Consider the following 18,994-nt stretch of genomic DNA (forward strand, 5'->3'; position numbering starts at 1 on the left):
ATGGATATAGTTTCTTTATGGGAAAAAACTCTACAACTTATAAAAGGCGAGTTATCACCCCCAAGTTTTAATGCTTTCTTTAAGCAAATAAAACCATTACAAATACAATCAAATACTTTAATATTATTAGTTCCAAATGATTTTACAAAAGGAATACTTGAAGATAGATACTTAAATCTAATAGAAAGCTCTGTAAATCAACTTTCATTAAAAAAACATAATATCAAATTTGTTTTAAGCGAAAATGAAGTAAAAGGTTTAGATAAAGACCAACAACTAGATGATGATACAAAGATAAGAAAAAAATATCCAAATCTAAATCCTAAATATACTTTTGACACATTTGTTATTGGAAATAGTAACCGTTTTGCTCATGCAGCTTGTGTTGCTGTAGCTGAAGCTCCTGCAAGAGCTTACAACCCATTATTTTTATACGGTGGCGTTGGACTTGGAAAAACACATCTTATGCATGCAATCGGGCATCATATAATGGAACAAAAAAAAGATCCGAAGGTAGTTTACGTATCATCTGAAAAATTTACAAACGAGCTTATAAACTCAATTAAAGATGACAGAAATGAAGAATTTAGAAATAAATATAGAAATGTAGATGTCCTTTTAATAGATGATATTCAATTTATTGCAGGAAAAGAAAGAACTCAAGAAGAGTTTTTCCATACATTTAATTCATTACATGAAGCAAACAAACAAATAATAATATCTAGTGATAGACCTCCTAAAGAAATACCTACTTTAGAAGATAGACTTCGTTCAAGATTTGAAATGGGGCTTATAACTGATATTCAAGCTCCAGATTTTGAAACTAGAATGGCTATATTAAGAAAAAAAGCTCAAATGGAAGATATAGATGTTCCTAATGAAGTTACAGTATACATAGCAAAAAATATTAAATCGAATATAAGAGAATTAGAAGGCGCGCTTACGAGAGTTGTTGCTTATAGTTCCCTTACTAATAGAACTATATCTTTTGAATTAGCCTCTGAAGCTTTAAAAGACATCATTACTACTTCTAAGCATGAAGAAATTACAGTAAATAGGATAAAAGAAAAAGTTTCTGCTGTATTTTCTTTAAAAATGGAAGACTTTAATTCTAAAAAGAGAACTAGATCTATTTCTTACCCTAGACAAGTTGCAATGTACTTATCAAGAGAACTTACCGATTTATCTTTACCTAAAATAGGTGAGGAGTTTGGAGGAAGAGATCATACTACTGTAATACATGCTCATGATAAAATTGCTAAGGATATTGAGAATAACGAAGATTTTAAAGAAAAAGTAAACAAAATAATACTAGATTTAAAGGGTTAACTTATAAACATTTGCATGTGGATATCACGTTAATTAAATGTGCATATTTTTTTTCTAATAAAATATATACAATTTATTCTACAAAAACACACAAAGATATTAACATTTTTTCCACATGTTGATATCTTTGTATTTATTTTGATTGAGATACTTATCCACATTATGCACAGCACCTACTATTATTACTACTATTTTTTCTTATTTATTTTTATATAAAACAAGTCAAGGAGGTTATCCACAATGAAGATAATTTGTAATCAAAAAATACTAGCACATAAAATAAGCATTGTTCAAAAAGCTATTAATGGAAAAACAACTTTAGAACTTTTAAAAGGGATATTATTAACAGCTAAAGAAGGAACTTTAAATTTAACAGGATATGATTTAGAAATAGGAATAGACACTCACATACAAGCTGAAATTGTAGAAGAAGGGGAAATAGTAATAAATGCTCGTTTATTTGGAGATATAATAAGAAAATTACCAGATACTTTTGTTGAAATAGAAACAGATTCTGATAACAATGTATACATAAATTGTTTAAACTCAAGATTTAAAATAAAAGGAGATTCAGCTGTTGAATATCCAAGATTACCAGATGTAAACGAAAATGACTTATACAATATTCCTCAAGATTTACTAAAAAATATGATAAAACAAACAGTTTTTGCAATATCTCAAGATCAAACAAAACCAATATTAATGGGAGAGTTATTAGAAATTGTTGGTGGAAATATAAGCTTGGTTGCAATAGATGGATATAGATTAGCTGTAAGATCTAGTGAAATTGATAATATGAGTAATAATACAAAAGTTATTATCCCTGGAAAAACACTTCATGATGTAAATGGACTACTTTCATCTGAAGATGATGCTGTTCAATTAGGATTTGATGAAAAAAATGCTATATTTATAATCAATGAAACTAAAATTATAACTAGACTGTTAGATGGAGAATTTATAGATTATAAAAAACTCCTACCTAGAGAATATGGAGTTAGAGCAAAAGTTAATACAAAAGAATTATTAAATAGTATAGAAAGAGCTTCACTATTATCTCAGTCAGAGAAAAATAATTTAATAAAATTATCAATAAGAGATAATTCGATAGCAATAACTTCTAATACTGAAAAAGGAAATGTTTATGAAGAGGTTTCTATAGAACTAGAAGGAGATTATTTAGACATAGCTTTTAATTCAAGATATTTCTTAGATGCTTTAAAAGTTATAGATAGCGAGGAAATATTTATAGAATTCACTACAAATGTAAATCCATGTATAATAAAACCTGTAGATGGAACAAAATATACATACTTATTACTTCCTGTAAGAATATCGTCTAATATATAGATTAAAATTAAACCCAACTGAAAAAGTTGGGTTTTTATGATATAATATATTTTTGAATATATGTTAAAACTTAAGATAATAAATTAAATTAATATATATTTGCTATAATAAAAGGAGGAAGAAAAATGATAGAAATCACTATAGATTCTGAATTCATAAAATTAGATCAATTCTTAAAACTAGCTGATATTGCATCTACAGGTGGACATGCTAAATTTTTAATTCAAGAAGGTCTAGTAAAGGTTAACGGAGAAATAGAAACTAGAAGAGGAAAAAAATTAAGATCTAATGATATAGTAGAAGTTGAAGGCAATACGATAAAAATACTATAAAAGGGGTGCCCTTTGTGTATTTAAAAGGCTTAAATTTAATCAATTTTAGAAATTATGAAGCTCTTTATTTAGAGTTTAATCCCAAGATAAATTTACTTATAGGTAAAAATGGACAAGGAAAAACAAATATTGTAGAAGCGATTTACTTATTATCATTTGGAAAGTCTTTTAGAACAAGTAAAGATAAAGAAATGATTAGATTTGATAGTGAAAATTTATATATAGGTGGAAATTTCACAAAATATAACAGAAATAGTCTAATAGAAATTGGAATTGGTAAAAATAATAAAAAGGGAATTAAAATTAATAAAATAAGCATAGAAAAAATATATGAATTATTAGGAAATCTAAATGTAGTTATTTTTTCTCCTGAAGATTTAAGGTTAGTCAAAGAAGGGCCTAAAGAAAGAAGGTCTTTTATAGATAAAGAAATAAGTCAAATTATGCCTAAATATTATAATTACCTTACAAATTACAATAAAATACTATTTCAGAGAAATAAATTACTAAAAAGTAACTATGTCGACATAAATTTAATAGAGGTTTATGACGAGAGTTTGGCGAAGTATGGTAGTTATATATATATTTTAAGAAGAGATTTTATAAAAAAAATTGCATCTATATCAAGTGAAATGCATAAAAATCTTACTAATAATTTAGAAGATTTATCAATAAAGTACAAAAATCAATTAAATATTAATGATGAAGACACTGTAAACACTGTGTATGAAAGATTTATTGAAAAACTTAAATCTGGACATCAGCATGATATAGAAACTAGAACTACTAGATATGGAGTCCATAAAGATGATTTATCAATTTATATAAATGAGCTAGATGTTAGACTATATGGATCCCAAGGTCAACAAAGAACAGCATCTATTTCATTAAAGCTTTCAGAAATAGAGTTGATAAAAAATGAGGTAGGAGAGTATCCCATTTTGTTATTGGATGACATTTTCAGTGAATTAGATGAGACTAGACAAAAACTTTTAGTTGATAATTTAGATAAAGTTCAAATGTTTATAACGACAGCTGAAGCTTCTCATAAAAAAATATTTAGAACTGAAAATACTACTATTTTCAACATTGAAAAAGGAAATGTAATTAGTATAGAGAATGGAGGAAACTAGATGAAACAAGAATACGGCGCAAGTCAGATACAGGTCTTAGAAGGATTAGAACCTGTTAGAAAAAGACCTGGTATGTACATAGGGTCAACAGGACCTAGAGGTTTACATCATTTAGTTTATGAAGTCGTGGACAACAGTATAGACGAAGCTCTAGCTGGATATTGTTCAGACATATATGTTTCTATAAATGAAGATGGAAGCATATTAGTAAAAGATAATGGTAGGGGTATTCCAGTAGAAGTTCATCCTAAGACTGGAAAATCTACACTAGAAACAGTTTTAACTGTACTTCATGCTGGAGGAAAATTTGGTGGTGGAGGCTATAAAGTTTCTGGAGGTCTTCACGGGGTAGGTATTTCTGTAGTTAACGCATTATCAGAGTGGTTAGTTGCAGAAGTTCACCATGATGGTAAAATCTATAGCCAAAGATATGAAAAAGGAGTTGCGACTTCAGAAATAAAAGTTGTTGGAGAAACTAAAATAACAGGAACTACAATAACATTTAAACCAGATGCTACTATATTTGACGAAGTTGAATATAAGTATGATATATTAGAGCATAGATTAAGAGAATTAGCATTCTTAAATAAAGGTGTTAATATAGTTCTAGAAGATAAGAGAGAAGAACAAGAAAAAGTAAAAAAATTCCATTATGAAGGTGGTTTAAGAGAATTTGTTAAACATCTAAATAAAACAAAAACAGGAATTCATGATGATATAGTTTATATAGAGAAAAAAGTAAAGGACTACATGGTTGAAGTAGCTTTACAATATACTGACGGTTATACAGAGAACATATATTCTTTTGCAAATAATATAAATACTCACGAGGGTGGTACTCACTTAAGTGGATTTAAAACTGCTATGACTAAGGTTGTAAATGATTATTCAAGAAAAAATGGAATATTAAAAGAAAAAGATTCAAATCTTTTAGGAGAAGATATAAGAGAAGGTCTTACAGCTGTTATATCTATAAAACTTCCAGAGCCTCAGTTTGAAGGCCAAACTAAAACTAAATTAGGAAATACAGTTGTTAGAGGTGTAGTAGATAGTGTAACAGTTGAAGAGATAGGCTCATTCTTAGAAGAAAATCCAACAACTGCTAGAATAATAGTAGATAAAGCTTTAAGAGCTCAAAGAGCTAGAGAAGCTGCTAAAAAAGCAAGAGAGTTAACGAGAAGAAAGAGTGTACTAGAAAGTACATCTTTACCTGGAAAATTAGCTGACTGTGCTGAAAAAGATCCTTCAAAAAGTGAAATATTCTTAGTCGAAGGGGATTCTGCCGGAGGTTCAGCAAAACAAGGAAGAGATAGACACTCTCAAGCAATATTACCACTAAGAGGTAAGATACTTAATGTTGAGAAATCTAGATTAGATAAAATATTATCATCAGATGAAATAAGAAATATGATAACTGCATATGGATGTAGCATAGGTGATGATTTTGACTTAGAAAAAGCTAGATATCATAAAATTGTAATAATGACCGATGCCGATGTCGATGGAGCTCATATAAGAACACTTTTACTTACATTCTTCTTTAGATATATGAGACCTCTTATAGAGAATGGTTATGTTTATATAGCACAACCACCTTTATATAAAGTTAAAAAACAAAAGAAAGAATACTATGTATACTCTGATCAAGAGTTAAATACTTTATTAGAGCAACTTGGAAGAAGTGGAATAGAGCTACAAAGATACAAAGGTCTTGGAGAGATGAATGCAGAGCAACTTTGGGAAACAACTATGAATCCTGAAACAAGAACTTTATTACAAGTATCTATAGAAGATGCATCTATGGCAGATGAAATATTCTCAATGCTTATGGGTGATAAGGTTGCTCCAAGAAAAGAATTTATAGAAGAAAATGCAAGATATGTTAGAAATTTAGATATATAAGAGAGGGGATGAGTGTTAATGGATGAAAATAATAGAATACTCCCTATTGAAATAGGTCACGAAATGAAAAAATCGTATATTGATTATGCGATGAGTGTTATAGCTGGACGTGCCCTACCAGATGTAAGAGATGGACTTAAACCAGTTCATAGAAGAATATTATACTCAATGAGTGAATTAAATTTAACACCAGATAAACCATATAGAAAGTCTGCCCGTATTGTTGGGGACGTTCTAGGTAAGTATCACCCACATGGAGATACTGCTGTTTACTTTGCAATGGTAAGAATGGCACAAGATTTCTCTACTAGAGGTCTTTTAGTTGATGGACATGGTAACTTTGGTTCTGTCGATGGAGATTCACCAGCTGCAATGCGTTATACTGAAGCTAGAATGAGTAAATTAGCTCTTGAATTATTAAGAGATATAGATAAAGAGACAGTAGACTTTACACCAAACTTTGATGAATCTTTAAAAGAGCCATCAGTTTTACCATCTAGATTCCCTAACCTTTTAGTTAATGGATCTAATGGTATAGCAGTTGGTATGGCAACATCTATACCACCTCATAACTTAGGTGAAGTAATTGATGCTACAATACACCTTATAGATAATGAGGATTGCAGTATTGAAGATTTAATTCAATTTGTACAAGGTCCAGATTTCCCAACTGCTGCAATAATAATGGGTAAAGAAAATATAGCTGAGGCCTACAGAACAGGAAGAGGTAAAGTTAAAGTAAGAGCTAGAGCATACATAGAAGAGCTAGCTAAAGGAAAGCAACAAATAGTTGTAACTGAAATACCATACCAAGTAAATAAAGCTAAGTTAGTTGAAAAAATAGCTGAATTAGTTAAAGATAAGAAAGTTGAAGGAATCTCTGATTTAAGAGATGAGAGTAACAGAGATGGTATGAGAGTAGTTATAGAGCTTAAGAGAGATGCAAATGCAAACATAGTTTTAAATAAGCTTTATAAACATTCTCAGATGGAAGATACATTCAGTATAATAATGCTAGCATTAGTAAATGGAGAGCCTAAAGTTTTAAATTTAAAACAAGTTTTATATCACTATGTTCAACATCAAAAGGATGTAGTAACTAGAAGAATTAAGTTTGATTTAAATAAAGCTGAAGCAAGAGCTCATATACTAGAAGGATTGAGAATAGCCTTAGATAACCTAGATGAAGTTATAAAACTTATAAGAGCATCTAAAACTACTCAAGAAGCTAAGGAAGGTTTAATTAATAGATTTAATCTTTCTGATTTGCAAGCTCAAGCAATACTTGATATGAAACTTCAAAGACTTACAGGGTTAGAAAGAGATAAGATAGAAGCTGAATATGAAGAATTACTTAAAAAGATAAATAGATTAAGAGAAATTTTAAGTGATGAAAGACTTCTTATGAATGTTATAAAACAAGAATTAACTATAATAAAAGAAAACTACTCAGATGATAGAAGAACTGAAATAAAACATGCTGAAGGCGAAATAGACATGAGAGATCTTATAGAAAATGAGGAAGTAGCAGTAACTCTAACTCATTTTGGATACATAAAGAGAATGCCTATAGATACATATAAGAGCCAAAACAGAGGTGGAAGAGGTATTTCAGCTCTTACTACAAGAGAAGAAGACTTTATAAAAGAGTTAATAACGACTCATACACATAGTAGATTATTATTCTTTACAAACAAAGGTAGAGTTTATAGATTAAATGCATATGAAATTCCAGAAGCTAAGAGACAAGCTAAAGGAACAGCTATAGTTAACTTATTACAGTTAAATAGTGATGAAAAAATTGCTACTATGATATCTATAGACGATAATAGCGAATCAGAATTCTTATTATTAACTACTAAAAAAGGAATAGTTAAGAAGACTAAGCGTGAAGAATTTAAAAATATAAACAAATCAGGTCTAATAGCAATAGGTTTAAGAGAAGATGATGAACTTATTGGAGTTAAAGTGACTGATGGTAGTGAAGATGTTATATTAGTTACTCAAGGTGGTATGTCTATAAGATTTAATGAAAATGATATAAGACATATGGGAAGAACTGCTATGGGTGTTAAGGGTATAACTTTAAGTAATAATGATAAAGTTGTATCGATGAACCTTTGCAGTGAAGGAACTGAATTGTTAGTTGTCAGTGGCAATGGTTTTGGAAAAAGAACATCAATAGAAGAATATAGATCTCAAATAAGAGCAGGTAAAGGTATAAAGACTTATAATATAAACGATAAAACAGGCGAGATTGTCGGAGCTCAAATGGTTAATGAAGATGATGAGATGATGATCATAAATTCAAATGGAGTATTAATAAGACTTAGAGTAAATGAAATATCTTTATTTGGAAGAGTTACTAGTGGTGTTAAGCTAATGAAAACTGATGATGAAGTTAATGTAGTTTCAATTGCAAAGATAGAGATGGAAGAATAGGGTATACAAACCCTATTCTTTTTGCATAATTATATATATAATATTTATATAAAGTAAGAAAGGAGTATTAATATTATGAGTAAAAATAAGGGAAAAGTTTTTTTACTAGGATCGATAATAGGATTTTTACTTGGTATATTTTTAGCACCTAAAAAAGGTTCTGAGTTAAGAAAAGAAGCTAAGGATAAGATGGAAGAAATAAAAGAAAATCCTAGAGAAGTTTTAGATGGGACGATTCAAACTGTAAAAGACAAGATTACAACTATAGTTGACGATTGTGATGTTAACGATATAAACATAGTTGAAGATGAAATAATAATAAGTAAGACTTTTGAAGATGAGGGAGATAATGTATAATGGATGCAGTAGGATGGCAGATAGGAGCTATTTTATTTGGTGTGTCAGTACTAATAATTGCTATATACCTAGCAAAGCTAATAAATAGTACAACTAAAGTTGTTGAAAAAGCATACAAGATAGTAGATTATAACGAAAGACATATACATGACACTATAGAAAATGTTGCAGCAATTACAAAAAGTACAGAAGATATTGTTAGTTTAGCTAGTGGTGTAACTAATATAACTAAAGCATTTAGATTTTTTAAAAAGTAATAAGGAGGTAGTACGATGTCTGTAAATATAGAGTCGAAACTAGATAATAATTTTTGGAATGTAGATATAAATGGAGAGTTAGATGTAGCTGGAGCTGATAAAGTAAAAACACATTTAAACAGCTTAATAGAAGAACAACCAGTAGACATAAAAATGGATTTTACTAACCTAGAATACATAGATTCAACAGGATTAGGAGCATTAATAGGAGTATTAAAAAGATTAAAAGTTAATGATAAGGATATATATGTATTAAATGCTAGAAAAAATGTTAAGAAAATTTTCAGTATAACAGGTCTAGACAAAATATTTAAAGTGGAGGGATAAGTTTTGGATTTAGAAACTATAAAAATGGAAGTTACATCTAATCCAGAATATGTAAGCATTATAAGATTAACAGTTTCTGGAATAGCAAATAAAATTGGATTTTCTTTAGATGATATCGAAGATATAAAAGTAGCAGTATCAGAAGCATGTACAAATGCTATAAAGCATAGTTTAGATGATAAATTTTTAGTTCAATTTTCTGTATTAGAAAATGGATTAACAATAGAAGTAGAGGACAAAGGAACAGGATATGATGTAGAATCTCTACAAGAGCCAGATTTAACAAACCCAAAAGAAAGCGGATTAGGTTTATTCATAATAAAGACATTAATGGATGAGGTAAGCACTATATCTAATAGCGATGTTGGGACTAGAGTTAAAATGACTAAATATTTAGGAGTTGGTATTTAATGAAGAATGTAGCTAATGCTACAAGCTATATGGATATGGAAACCAAAGAGCTGTTTAAAATATATAGCAATGACAAAAACGTAGAAATAAGAAATATTCTGATAGAGAGACATATGTATTTAGCTAATATACTAGCTAAAAAATATATTAATAAAGGTGTTGAATTTGATGATATTTTTCAAGTTGCATCTTTAGCTTTAATATATGCAATAGATAGATATGATATTGAAAAAGGATATGAGTTTTCAAGTTTTGCAACACCTACTATAATAGGGGAAATTAAGAAATATTTTAGAGATAAAGTTTGGACAGTAAAAGTACCAAGAAGAATTCAAGAATTAAGCAAAAAGATAAGTGAAGCTAAGTTATTCTTAGAGCAAAAAAACAAACAAAGTCCAAAAGCTATAGATATAGCAAATTACTTAGACTGTACAGAAGAAGAAGTACTAGAGGCAATAGAAGCATCATATGGATATCAACCTATGTCTTTAGATGCATCTAGTAATGATGATTCAGATGATAAGGAAATAACATTAAAAGATAAAGTTGGACAAGAAGAAAATAGTTTTGGAAATATAGAAAATATGGACTTTATTAATAAGTTTATAGAATCTCTAAATGAATTAGAGGTTAAGATATTTAAAGATAGATTCTTCTTGGATAAAACACAATCAATTATAGCAAAAGAGTTGGAAATATCACAAATGACAGTATCAAGACTAGAAAGAAAAATCATAGAAAAGTTAAAGAAAGAATATGAGAAAAACTCATAAAAATAAAAAATAAAATAAAATTTTAAAAAACTGTTGACTTACTGTTTAATTCATAGTATAGTATTACTTGTCCTTAAGAAAAGGGCAAAACAAAAATGAACTTTGAAAATTAAACAGTAGGTTAATTATAAAAATTCTTTTTTTAAGAATTAAACACAAACAACCAAGCCAGATATTCAGATAATGATTAGCTGAGCGATGGACAACTTTTTAAATTATATTTGAGAGTTTGATCCTGGCTCAGGATGAACGCTGGCGGCGTGCCTAACACATGCAAGTCGAGCGATCTCTTCGGAGAGAGCGGCGGACGGGTGAGTAACGCGTGGGTAACCTGCCCTGTACACACGGATAACATACCGAAAGGTATACTAATACGGGATAATATATGAAAGTCGCATGGCTTTTATATCAAAGCTCCGGCGGTACAGGATGGACCCGCGTCTGATTAGCTAGTTGGTAAGGTAATGGCTTACCAAGGCAACGATCAGTAGCCGACCTGAGAGGGTGATCGGCCACACTGGAACTGAGACACGGTCCAGACTCCTACGGGAGGCAGCAGTGGGGAATATTGCACAATGGGCGAAAGCCTGATGCAGCAACGCCGCGTGAGCGATGAAGGCCTTCGGGTCGTAAAGCTCTGTCCTCAAGGAAGATAATGACGGTACTTGAGGAGGAAGCCCCGGCTAACTACGTGCCAGCAGCCGCGGTAATACGTAGGGGGCTAGCGTTATCCGGAATTACTGGGCGTAAAGGGTGCGTAGGTGGTTTTTTAAGTCAGAAGTGAAAGGCTACGGCTCAACCGTAGTAAGCTTTTGAAACTAGAGAACTTGAGTGCAGGAGAGGAGAGTAGAATTCCTAGTGTAGCGGTGAAATGCGTAGATATTAGGAGGAATACCAGTAGCGAAGGCGGCTCTCTGGACTGTAACTGACACTGAGGCACGAAAGCGTGGGGAGCAAACAGGATTAGATACCCTGGTAGTCCACGCCGTAAACGATGAGTACTAGGTGTCGGGGGTTACCCCCCTCGGTGCCGCAGCTAACGCATTAAGTACTCCGCCTGGGAAGTACGCTCGCAAGAGTGAAACTCAAAGGAATTGACGGGGACCCGCACAAGTAGCGGAGCATGTGGTTTAATTCGAAGCAACGCGAAGAACCTTACCTAAGCTTGACATCCCACTGACCTCTCCCTAATCGGAGATTTCCCTTCGGGGACAGTGGTGACAGGTGGTGCATGGTTGTCGTCAGCTCGTGTCGTGAGATGTTGGGTTAAGTCCCGCAACGAGCGCAACCCTTGCCTTTAGTTGCCAGCATTAAGTTGGGCACTCTAGAGGGACTGCCGAGGATAACTCGGAGGAAGGTGGGGATGACGTCAAATCATCATGCCCCTTATGCTTAGGGCTACACACGTGCTACAATGGGTGGTACAGAGGGTTGCCAAGCCGCGAGGTGGAGCTAATCCCTTAAAGCCATTCTCAGTTCGGATTGTAGGCTGAAACTCGCCTACATGAAGCTGGAGTTACTAGTAATCGCAGATCAGAATGCTGCGGTGAATGCGTTCCCGGGTCTTGTACACACCGCCCGTCACACCATGGAAGTTGGGGGCGCCCGAAGCCGGTTAGCTAACCTTTTAGGAAGCGGCCGTCGAAGGTGAAACCAATGACTGGGGTGAAGTCGTAACAAGGTAGCCGTATCGGAAGGTGCGGCTGGATCACCTCCTTTCTAAGGAGTAATTGCCTACTGTTTAATTTTGAGAGCTTATTGTTCTCAAAATTAGTACTTAATTGTACTTTAGTACTTTGAAAACTGCATAACATTTAGTGATGATTAAATAAACCAATTATAAGAGAAGAAAACTCTTCAAAAAATAACACTTTTAATAACTGGTCAAGTTATTAAGGGCGCAGGGCGGATGCCTTGGCACTAAGAGCCGATGAAGGACGCGATAAGCTGCGATAAGCTTCGGGGAGTTGCACGTAAACTTTGATCCGAAGATTTCCGAATGAGGAAACTCACTTAGAGTAATGTCTAAGTATCATTAAGTGAATACATAGCTTAGTGAGGGGAACCCGGGGAACTGAAACATCTAAGTACCCGGAGGAAAAGAAAGAAATTCGATTCCGTAAGTAGCGGCGAGCGAACGCGGAATAGCCCAAACCAGTGAAGTTTTCTTCGCTGGGGTTGCGGACACATCATCAACAAAGAGGTATCGTAAACGAAGAGAGTTGGAAAGCTCCGCTATAAAGTGTAATAGCCACGTAGTTGAAACGAGAAGACTTTAGATGTGATCCAGAGTACCACGGGACACGTGAAACCCTGTGGGAAGCAGGAGGGACCATCCTCCAAGGCTAAATACTACTTAGTGACCGATAGCGCATAGTACCGTGAGGGAAAGGTGAAAAGAACCCCGGGAGGGGAGTGAAATAGAACCTGAAACCCTGCGCTTACAAGCTGTGGAAGCACTTTATATGTGTGACCGCGTACTTTTTGTAGAACGGGCCAACGAGTTACGATAGTAAGCTAGGTTAAGTACTTAAGGTATGGAGCCGTAGTGAAAGCGAGTCTTAAATGGGCGTTAAGTTTGCTGTCGTAGACCCGAAACCGAGCGACCTATCCATGAGCAGGATGAAGCGAAAGTAAAATTTCGTGGAGGTCCGAACCCACGAGCGTTGAAAAGCTCGGGGATGACTTGTGGATAGCGGTGAAATTCCAATCGAGCTCGGAGATAGCTGGTTCTCCCCGAAATAGCTTTAGGGCTAGCCTCAAGGTTGAGAAATACGGAGGTAGAGCACTGAATATCCTAGGGGGCATTGCGCTTACCGAAGATTATCAAACTCCGAATGCCGTTATTTTATACTTGGGAGTCAGACTGTGGGTAATAAGATTCATAGTCGAGAGGGCAACAGCCCAGATCGTCAGCTAAGGTCCCTAAATGTAAGTTAAGTGGTAAAGGATGTGGGATTGCATAGACAACCAGGATGTTGGCTTAGAAGCAGCCACTCATTTAAAGAGTGCGTAATAGCTCACTGGTCGAGTGATCCTGCGCCGAAGATTACCGGGGCTAAAACTTACTACCGAAGCTACGATATCATTTATGATAGGTAGGGGAGCTTCCTATGCAGGCTGAAGCATGACCGTAAGGACGTGTGGACAGTATAGGAGTGAGAATGTTGGCATGAGTAGCGAGACGTGGGTGAGAATCCCACGGGCCGTAAACCCAAGGTTTCCAGGGGAAGGTTCGTCCGCCCTGGGTTAGTCGGGACCTAAGCCGAGGCCGAAAGGCGTAGGTGATGGACAACAGGTTGAGATTCCTGTACCACCGATAATCGTTTGAGAGATGGAATGACACAGTAGGATAAGCTAACCACACTGTTGGTTATGTGTGGCTAAGTACTGAGGCAGTCAAGGCAGGCAAATCCGCCATGATAATGCTGGGGTACGATGGGGAGCGAAATTAAGTAGCGAAGTAGCTGATTTCACACTGTCGAGAAAAGTTTCTATCGAGATTAAAGGTGCCCGTACCGCAAACCGACACAGGTGGGTGAGGAGAGTATCCTAAGGCCAGCGAGAGAACTGTTGTTAAGGAACTCGGCAAAATGACCCCGTAACTTAGGGAGAAGGGGTGCCACGTTAGGGTTAACGCCCGAGGTGGCCGCAGAGAATAGGCCCAAGCGACTGTTTACCAAAAACACAGGTTTCTGCTAAGTCGCAAGACGATGTATAGGAGCTGACGCCTGCCCGGTGCTGGAAGGTTAAGGGGATCTGTTAGGATTTATCCGAAGCAGTGAACTTAAGCCCCAGTAAACGGCGGCCGTAACTATAACGGTCCTAAGGTAGCGAAATTCCTTGTCGGGTAAGTTCCGACCCGCACGAAAGGCGTAACGATTTGGGCACTGTCTCAACAACAGACTCGGTGAAATTGTAATCCCGGTGAAGATGCCGGGTACCTGCGACAGGACGGAAAGACCCCATGGAGCTTTACTGTAGCTTGACATTGAATTTTGGTGCTACATGTACAGGATAGGTGGGAGGCTATGAAATCGGGACGCCAGTCTCGGTGGAGCTATCCTTGGGATACCACCCTTGTAGTACTGAGATTCTAACCAGATACCTTGAATCAGGTATTGGGACACTGTCAGGTGGGCAGTTTGACTGGGGCGGTCGCCTCCCAAAGAGTAACGGAGGCGCTCAAAGGTTCTCTCAGCACGGTCGGAAATCGTGCGTAGAGTGTAAAGGCAGAAGAGAGCTTGATTGCAAGACATACAGGTCGAGCAAGGACGAAAGTCGGACTTAGTGATCCGGTGGTTCCGCATGGAAGGGCCATCGCTCAACGGATAAAAGCTACCCTGGGGATAACAGGCTTATCTCCCCCAAGAGTCCACATCGACGGGGAGGTTTGGCACCTCGATGTCGGCTCATCACATCCTGGGGCTGTAGTAGGTCCCAAGGGTTGGGCTGTTCGCCCATTAAAGTGGTACGCGAGCTGGGTTCAGAACGTCGTGAGACAGTTCGGTCCCTATCCGTCGCAGGCGTAGGAAATTTGAGGAGACCTGTCCTTAGTACGAGAGGACCGGGATGGACGTACCTCTGGTGTACCAGTTGTTCTGCCAAGGGCATGGCTGGGTAGCTATGTACGGAATGGATAAGCGCTGAAAGCATCTAAGCGCGAAGCCAACTTCAAGATAAGATTTCCCACCGTAAGGGTAAGATCCCAGGAAGACTACCTGGTTGATAGGTCGGAGGTGTAAGTGCAGCAATGTATGTAGCTTACCGATACTAATAGATCGAGGACTTGACCAAGATTATTTAATCTTACAAATGTTATTCAGTTTTTAGAGTACTAACTCTAAATAAAGATTATGTGGTTATTATAGCAAAGAGGATACACCTGTTCCCATTCCGAACACAGAAGTTAAGCTCTTTAGCGCCGATGGTACTTGGTGGGAAGCTGCCTGGGAGAGTAGGACGTAGCCGCGTAATCTTTTTTATTTTACGTAGATTTGTGGTGGTTAAGGTTTAGTTTGCACTTGGGTCATAAAGCTGAGAAGATGCTTTGAATGACCTCGGCGTTGCAAACTAAACCTTAACCACTTTTCGTTGTGTGAAAATATAAAAAGATTACGCTTGTACGGTATGAGATTAAATTTAATTTAAATGTACAAAGTGTAATAATTTAAATACAGCTTGAATATTCTTTATTAAAAGATACTAAAAAGGGGTAGATAAAAATGAAGTTTAGTATAGAAGTTAATAGAGGAAGTATTCTAGATTTAATAAATTTAGCTGAAGAAAACAACTTGAAGATTAATTCGATTGCTCAAGGGCCTATAAATGATGAGATGATGAATATAAAAATTGATTTGTCGGATAACAGTAAAGTACATGATCTTGATAATTTTGTAAAAAAAATATTAGATTGTCATTCTATGAACTCATGTGAGAGAATTTAAAGCTATGAATATTCATAGCTTTTTTATTTTGTATAAATATATAAACTATAAAAATTGCATTTAATTGAAAAAATATTGTAAAATAATTAGAGATATAATAAACAAAATAAAAGTTATTAAGATACATTTAAAAATAAGCAGAGAGTTAGGAGAGTGAGTCGATGATTAGTGGAACTACAACACAGGTATCTCAAAAAACTATAGAAACTTTTTTTCATGCAGTTAAAAATAGTGGACCTAAATTAATATACGCAATTATATTCCTTATTGTAGGATTATATGCTTGTAAATGGTTAAAAAGATATAGCAAAAAAATTATACTTAAATACAATGTAGAAAGAGGCGTAGCCAACTTTGCATCATATGCTATTTATGGAGCTAGTGTTCTTATGGTTGTTATGACCTGTTTAGATATAATTAATTTCCCTGTACAATCTTTTATGACTGTTATGGTATCATTGATAGGTGTCATTGGTTTATCATTAGGTTTAGCTTTTAAAGAAATATTATCAAACTTAGGTGCAGGTATGATAATTTTATTTTTCCAACCATTTAAAACTGGAGATTATATAGGTGGATCTGGGGTTGAAGGGACTGTTGCTGATATACAAATTTTTAGTACAATACTAAAAACTCCTGATAATAAGGCTATTATAGTACCAAATTTTAAATTAACTAGTGATAATATAATTAACTATACACATCAGGAAAAAAGAAGAATAGATTTTTCATTTGGGGTATCGTATGATACAAATATAAAAGCTGTAAAAGATGTGTTAGATAAAATTTTCAGAGAAGATAAACGAATTTTAAAAGATCCAGAAACTATAATAGGATTAAATGCATTAGGTGAAAATGCTATGCAGATAATAGCAAGACCATGGGTAAAGACTGATGATTACTGGAGTGTATATTTTGATATAATGGAGAAGGTAAAAGTGAAATTTGATGAGAATAACATTGAAATACCATTCCCTTCAAGAGTTGTATATTATAAAAATTGTGAAGAGGACATAAAAAAATAATAAAAATAATAAAACTTTTTTGAATATTAGTATTGAAAGTTGATAATATATATAATATAATGATTTACAAATAGAACAAAGAATATGGCTAAGACGGAAAATAGTAAAAAGCAAGTTTGTATTCAGAGAGTGAGTGGTTGGTGAGAACTCATTACAATGGTTTTTGAATCCATTCCTGAGCTACTAATCGGAAAATAATAGTAAGATTAGTCGTATACCTACGTTACAGGATTGAGAGGTTTATATTTTATAAATATAAACAACTAGGGTGGCAACGCGGATAACAGACTTTCGTCCCTTTTTAAGGGGTACGAGGGTCTTTTTTTATACAAAAAATCAAAAAATTGAAATAAAATCACTATTACATCATTAGGGGTAACGTTATTTTATTTTAAAATATAAAAATATTCTATAGGAGGAAGACAAATGTTAGATATAAAAAGAATAAGAGAAAATTTAGATGAAATAAAAAAAGCAATGGAAATAAGAGGCGAAAAAGAATTTGACCTTGATATAGTTGTAGAATTAGATAATAAGAGAAGAGAATTACTTCAAGAAGTTGAAGTTATGAAAAATGAATTAAATGTAGAATCAAAGAAAATACCTCAATTAATAAAAGAAGGTGTAGATGTTACAGAAGCAAAAGTTAAGTTAAAGCAATTATCTGAAAAGATAAAAGGATTTGATGAGAAAGTTAAAGAAGTAGAAGAAAAAATGGAATATAACTTAATGAGAATTCCTAATGTTCCTCACCCAGATGTTCCACAAGGAACAACAGATGAAGATAATGTACAAATTAGAACTTGGGGAGATCCTACAAAGTTTGAATTTGAAAACAAAGCTCACTGGGATATAGGAACAGGATTAGGTATATTAGATTTTGAAACTGCAGGTAAAATAACAGGATCAAGATTTACTTTATACAGAGGTTTAGGAGCTAGACTTGAAAGATCATTAATAAACTTCTTCCTAAATACTCATACTGAAAAGCATGGATACACAGAAGTATTACCTCCATTCATGGCAAATAGAGCTAGTTTTATAGGAACAGGTCAACTTCCTAAATTCGAAGAAGATATGTTTAAATTAGAAGGCCTTGATTACTTCTTAATACCAACTGCAGAGGTTCCTGTAACAAATATACACAGAGATGAAATATTATCAGCAGACGAGTTACCAGTAAAATATTGTGCATACACTCCATGTTTCAGATCTGAAGCAGGATCAGCAGGAAGAGATACAAGAGGATTAGTAAGACAACATCAATTCAATAAAGTTGAATTAGTTAAGTTTGTTAAGCCAGAAGAATCTTATGAAGAATTAGAAAAATTAACAAATGATGCTGAAACTATGTTACAAATGTTAGGATTACCATATAGAGTTGTAAGAATATGTACAGGAGATTTAGGATTTACAGCTGCATTTAAATACGATTTAGAAGTATGGATGCCAAGTTACAACAGATATGTTGAAATTTCTTCTTGTTCAAACTTTGAAGATTTCCAAGCTAGAAGAGCTGGAATAAGATTCAAGAGAGATAAGAAAGCAAAAGCTGAATATGTTCATACATTAAATGGATCAGGATTAGCAGTAGGAAGATGTTTAGCTGCTATATTAGAAAACTATCAACAAGCTGATGGGTCTGTAGTAGTTCCTGAAGCATTAAGACCATACATGGGTGTTGATGTTATAAAGAAAGATGAATTATAAGATTTAAAAATCTTAATTATCTAAATAGGGAGCTTACATATTAAGCTTCCTATTTATTTTAAAAATTCATAATCAAAAATCAATTTAGATTTAACAAAAAATGTATTAAAAATAACATTAAATTTGTAGAATTATATTAGAATATAGGTTAAAATTTAAGTTGAATTATAAATTTAATTATGGTAATATTAAAGATGTT

14 protein-coding genes, 3 rRNA genes and 1 other annotated feature are annotated in these 18,994 nt (G+C 33.9%); all 17 genes read left to right on the forward strand.

The genetic code is table 11. From position 1 onward, the window contains the following. Window positions 1–1,329 (forward strand): chromosomal replication initiator protein DnaA, encoded by a 1,329-nt coding sequence (gene dnaA / locus KXZ80_RS00005; protein WP_021434342.1) that lies wholly within the window; start codon window positions 1–3, stop codon window positions 1,327–1,329. 240 nt (window positions 1,330–1,569) lie between these two features. Continuing rightward, entirely contained in the window at window positions 1,570–2,679 is a 1,110-nt protein-coding gene (gene dnaN / locus KXZ80_RS00010) for a DNA polymerase III subunit beta (RefSeq protein WP_021434343.1), read from the forward strand. 125 nt (window positions 2,680–2,804) lie between these two features. Continuing rightward, window positions 2,805–3,011 carry a S4 domain-containing protein YaaA gene (gene yaaA / locus KXZ80_RS00015; protein WP_021428116.1) on the forward strand — a complete coding sequence of 69 codons (207 nt, stop codon included), beginning with the start codon at window positions 2,805–2,807 and terminating at the stop codon, window positions 3,009–3,011. A 14-nt stretch (window positions 3,012–3,025) separates the two neighbouring features. Continuing rightward, a complete protein-coding gene (gene recF / locus KXZ80_RS00020) occupies window positions 3,026–4,144 on the forward strand; it encodes a DNA replication/repair protein RecF (RefSeq protein WP_021434344.1) in 1,119 nt (372 codons plus the stop codon). After that, on the forward strand, window positions 4,145–6,046 hold the full coding sequence (gene gyrB / locus KXZ80_RS00025) for a DNA topoisomerase (ATP-hydrolyzing) subunit B (protein WP_021434345.1): 1,902 nt from the start codon (window positions 4,145–4,147) through the stop codon (window positions 6,044–6,046). It abuts the gene before it with no gap. Between the two features lie 18 nt (window positions 6,047–6,064). Then, window positions 6,065–8,488 carry a DNA gyrase subunit A gene (gene gyrA, locus KXZ80_RS00030; RefSeq protein ID WP_021434346.1) on the forward strand — a complete coding sequence of 808 codons (2,424 nt, stop codon included), beginning with the start codon at window positions 6,065–6,067 and terminating at the stop codon, window positions 8,486–8,488. 75 nt (window positions 8,489–8,563) lie between these two features. Then, window positions 8,564–8,845, forward strand: a complete 282-nt coding sequence (locus tag KXZ80_RS00035; protein ID WP_021428009.1) for a YtxH domain-containing protein — start codon at window positions 8,564–8,566, stop codon at window positions 8,843–8,845. Then, window positions 8,845–9,102 carry a hypothetical protein gene (locus KXZ80_RS00040; protein ID WP_021428029.1) on the forward strand — a complete coding sequence of 86 codons (258 nt, stop codon included), beginning with the start codon at window positions 8,845–8,847 and terminating at the stop codon, window positions 9,100–9,102. Before KXZ80_RS00035 ends, KXZ80_RS00040 begins: the two co-directional genes overlap by 1 nt. A 15-nt stretch (window positions 9,103–9,117) precedes the next feature. Continuing rightward, window positions 9,118–9,429 carry an STAS domain-containing protein gene (locus tag KXZ80_RS00045; protein WP_021428059.1) on the forward strand — a complete coding sequence of 104 codons (312 nt, stop codon included), beginning with the start codon at window positions 9,118–9,120 and terminating at the stop codon, window positions 9,427–9,429. Window positions 9,430–9,432: 3 nt separating this feature from the next. Further along, entirely contained in the window at window positions 9,433–9,840 is a 408-nt protein-coding gene (locus tag KXZ80_RS00050) for an ATP-binding protein (protein ID WP_025161508.1), read from the forward strand. Further along, complete coding sequence (locus KXZ80_RS00055) at window positions 9,840–10,613, forward strand: SigB/SigF/SigG family RNA polymerase sigma factor (RefSeq protein ID WP_021428091.1); 774 nt, start codon at window positions 9,840–9,842, stop codon at window positions 10,611–10,613. The genes KXZ80_RS00050 and KXZ80_RS00055 overlap by 1 nt, the downstream gene beginning before the upstream one ends. 217 nt (window positions 10,614–10,830) lie before the next feature. Further along, window positions 10,831–12,332, forward strand: a 16S ribosomal RNA gene (locus KXZ80_RS00060). 163 nt (window positions 12,333–12,495) lie between these two features. Continuing rightward, window positions 12,496–15,410: ribosomal RNA gene (locus tag KXZ80_RS00065) — 23S ribosomal RNA — on the forward strand. Window positions 15,411–15,470: 60 nt separating this feature from the next. Then, window positions 15,471–15,587: ribosomal RNA gene (gene rrf, locus KXZ80_RS00070) — 5S ribosomal RNA — on the forward strand. Together the 16S, 23S and 5S rRNA genes form the textbook arrangement of a ribosomal RNA operon. A 251-nt stretch (window positions 15,588–15,838) precedes the next feature. Continuing rightward, window positions 15,839–16,060 (forward strand): hypothetical protein, encoded by a 222-nt coding sequence (locus tag KXZ80_RS00075; RefSeq protein ID WP_021431650.1) that lies wholly within the window; start codon window positions 15,839–15,841, stop codon window positions 16,058–16,060. Window positions 16,061–16,221: 161 nt separating this feature from the next. Continuing rightward, a complete protein-coding gene (locus KXZ80_RS00080) occupies window positions 16,222–17,085 on the forward strand; it encodes a mechanosensitive ion channel family protein (protein ID WP_021431651.1) in 864 nt (287 codons plus the stop codon). An 81-nt stretch (window positions 17,086–17,166) separates the two neighbouring features. Further along, window positions 17,167–17,387, forward strand: a binding site (T-box leader). 124 nt (window positions 17,388–17,511) lie between these two features. Then, a complete protein-coding gene (gene serS, locus KXZ80_RS00085) occupies window positions 17,512–18,795 on the forward strand; it encodes a serine--tRNA ligase (RefSeq protein WP_021431652.1) in 1,284 nt (427 codons plus the stop codon). Window positions 18,796–18,994 lie beyond the last annotated feature (199 nt).

The organism is Paraclostridium bifermentans, from assembly GCF_019916025.1.
GTDB lineage: Bacteria > Bacillota > Clostridia > Peptostreptococcales > Peptostreptococcaceae > Paraclostridium > Paraclostridium bifermentans.

What these genes read in the sequence shown, in the direction of transcription:
- yaaA (WP_021428116.1), top strand. Translation starts at nt 2,805, where the DNA reads ATGATAGAAATCACTATAGATTCTGAATTCATAAAATTAGATCAATTC.
- KXZ80_RS00075 (WP_021431650.1), top strand. Translation starts at nt 15,839, where the DNA reads ATGAAGTTTAGTATAGAAGTTAATAGAGGAAGTATTCTAGATTTAATA.
- dnaA (WP_021434342.1), top strand. Translation starts at nt 1, where the DNA reads ATGGATATAGTTTCTTTATGGGAAAAAACTCTACAACTTATAAAAGGC.
- serS (WP_021431652.1), top strand. Translation starts at nt 17,512, where the DNA reads ATGTTAGATATAAAAAGAATAAGAGAAAATTTAGATGAAATAAAAAAA.
- dnaN (WP_021434343.1), top strand. Translation starts at nt 1,570, where the DNA reads ATGAAGATAATTTGTAATCAAAAAATACTAGCACATAAAATAAGCATT.
- KXZ80_RS00080 (WP_021431651.1), top strand. Translation starts at nt 16,222, where the DNA reads ATGATTAGTGGAACTACAACACAGGTATCTCAAAAAACTATAGAAACT.
- KXZ80_RS00040 (WP_021428029.1), top strand. Translation starts at nt 8,845, where the DNA reads ATGGATGCAGTAGGATGGCAGATAGGAGCTATTTTATTTGGTGTGTCA.
- gyrB (WP_021434345.1), top strand. Translation starts at nt 4,145, where the DNA reads ATGAAACAAGAATACGGCGCAAGTCAGATACAGGTCTTAGAAGGATTA.
- KXZ80_RS00035 (WP_021428009.1), top strand. Translation starts at nt 8,564, where the DNA reads ATGAGTAAAAATAAGGGAAAAGTTTTTTTACTAGGATCGATAATAGGA.
- gyrA (WP_021434346.1), top strand. Translation starts at nt 6,065, where the DNA reads ATGGATGAAAATAATAGAATACTCCCTATTGAAATAGGTCACGAAATG.
- KXZ80_RS00045 (WP_021428059.1), top strand. Translation starts at nt 9,118, where the DNA reads ATGTCTGTAAATATAGAGTCGAAACTAGATAATAATTTTTGGAATGTA.
- KXZ80_RS00055 (WP_021428091.1), top strand. Translation starts at nt 9,840, where the DNA reads ATGAAGAATGTAGCTAATGCTACAAGCTATATGGATATGGAAACCAAA.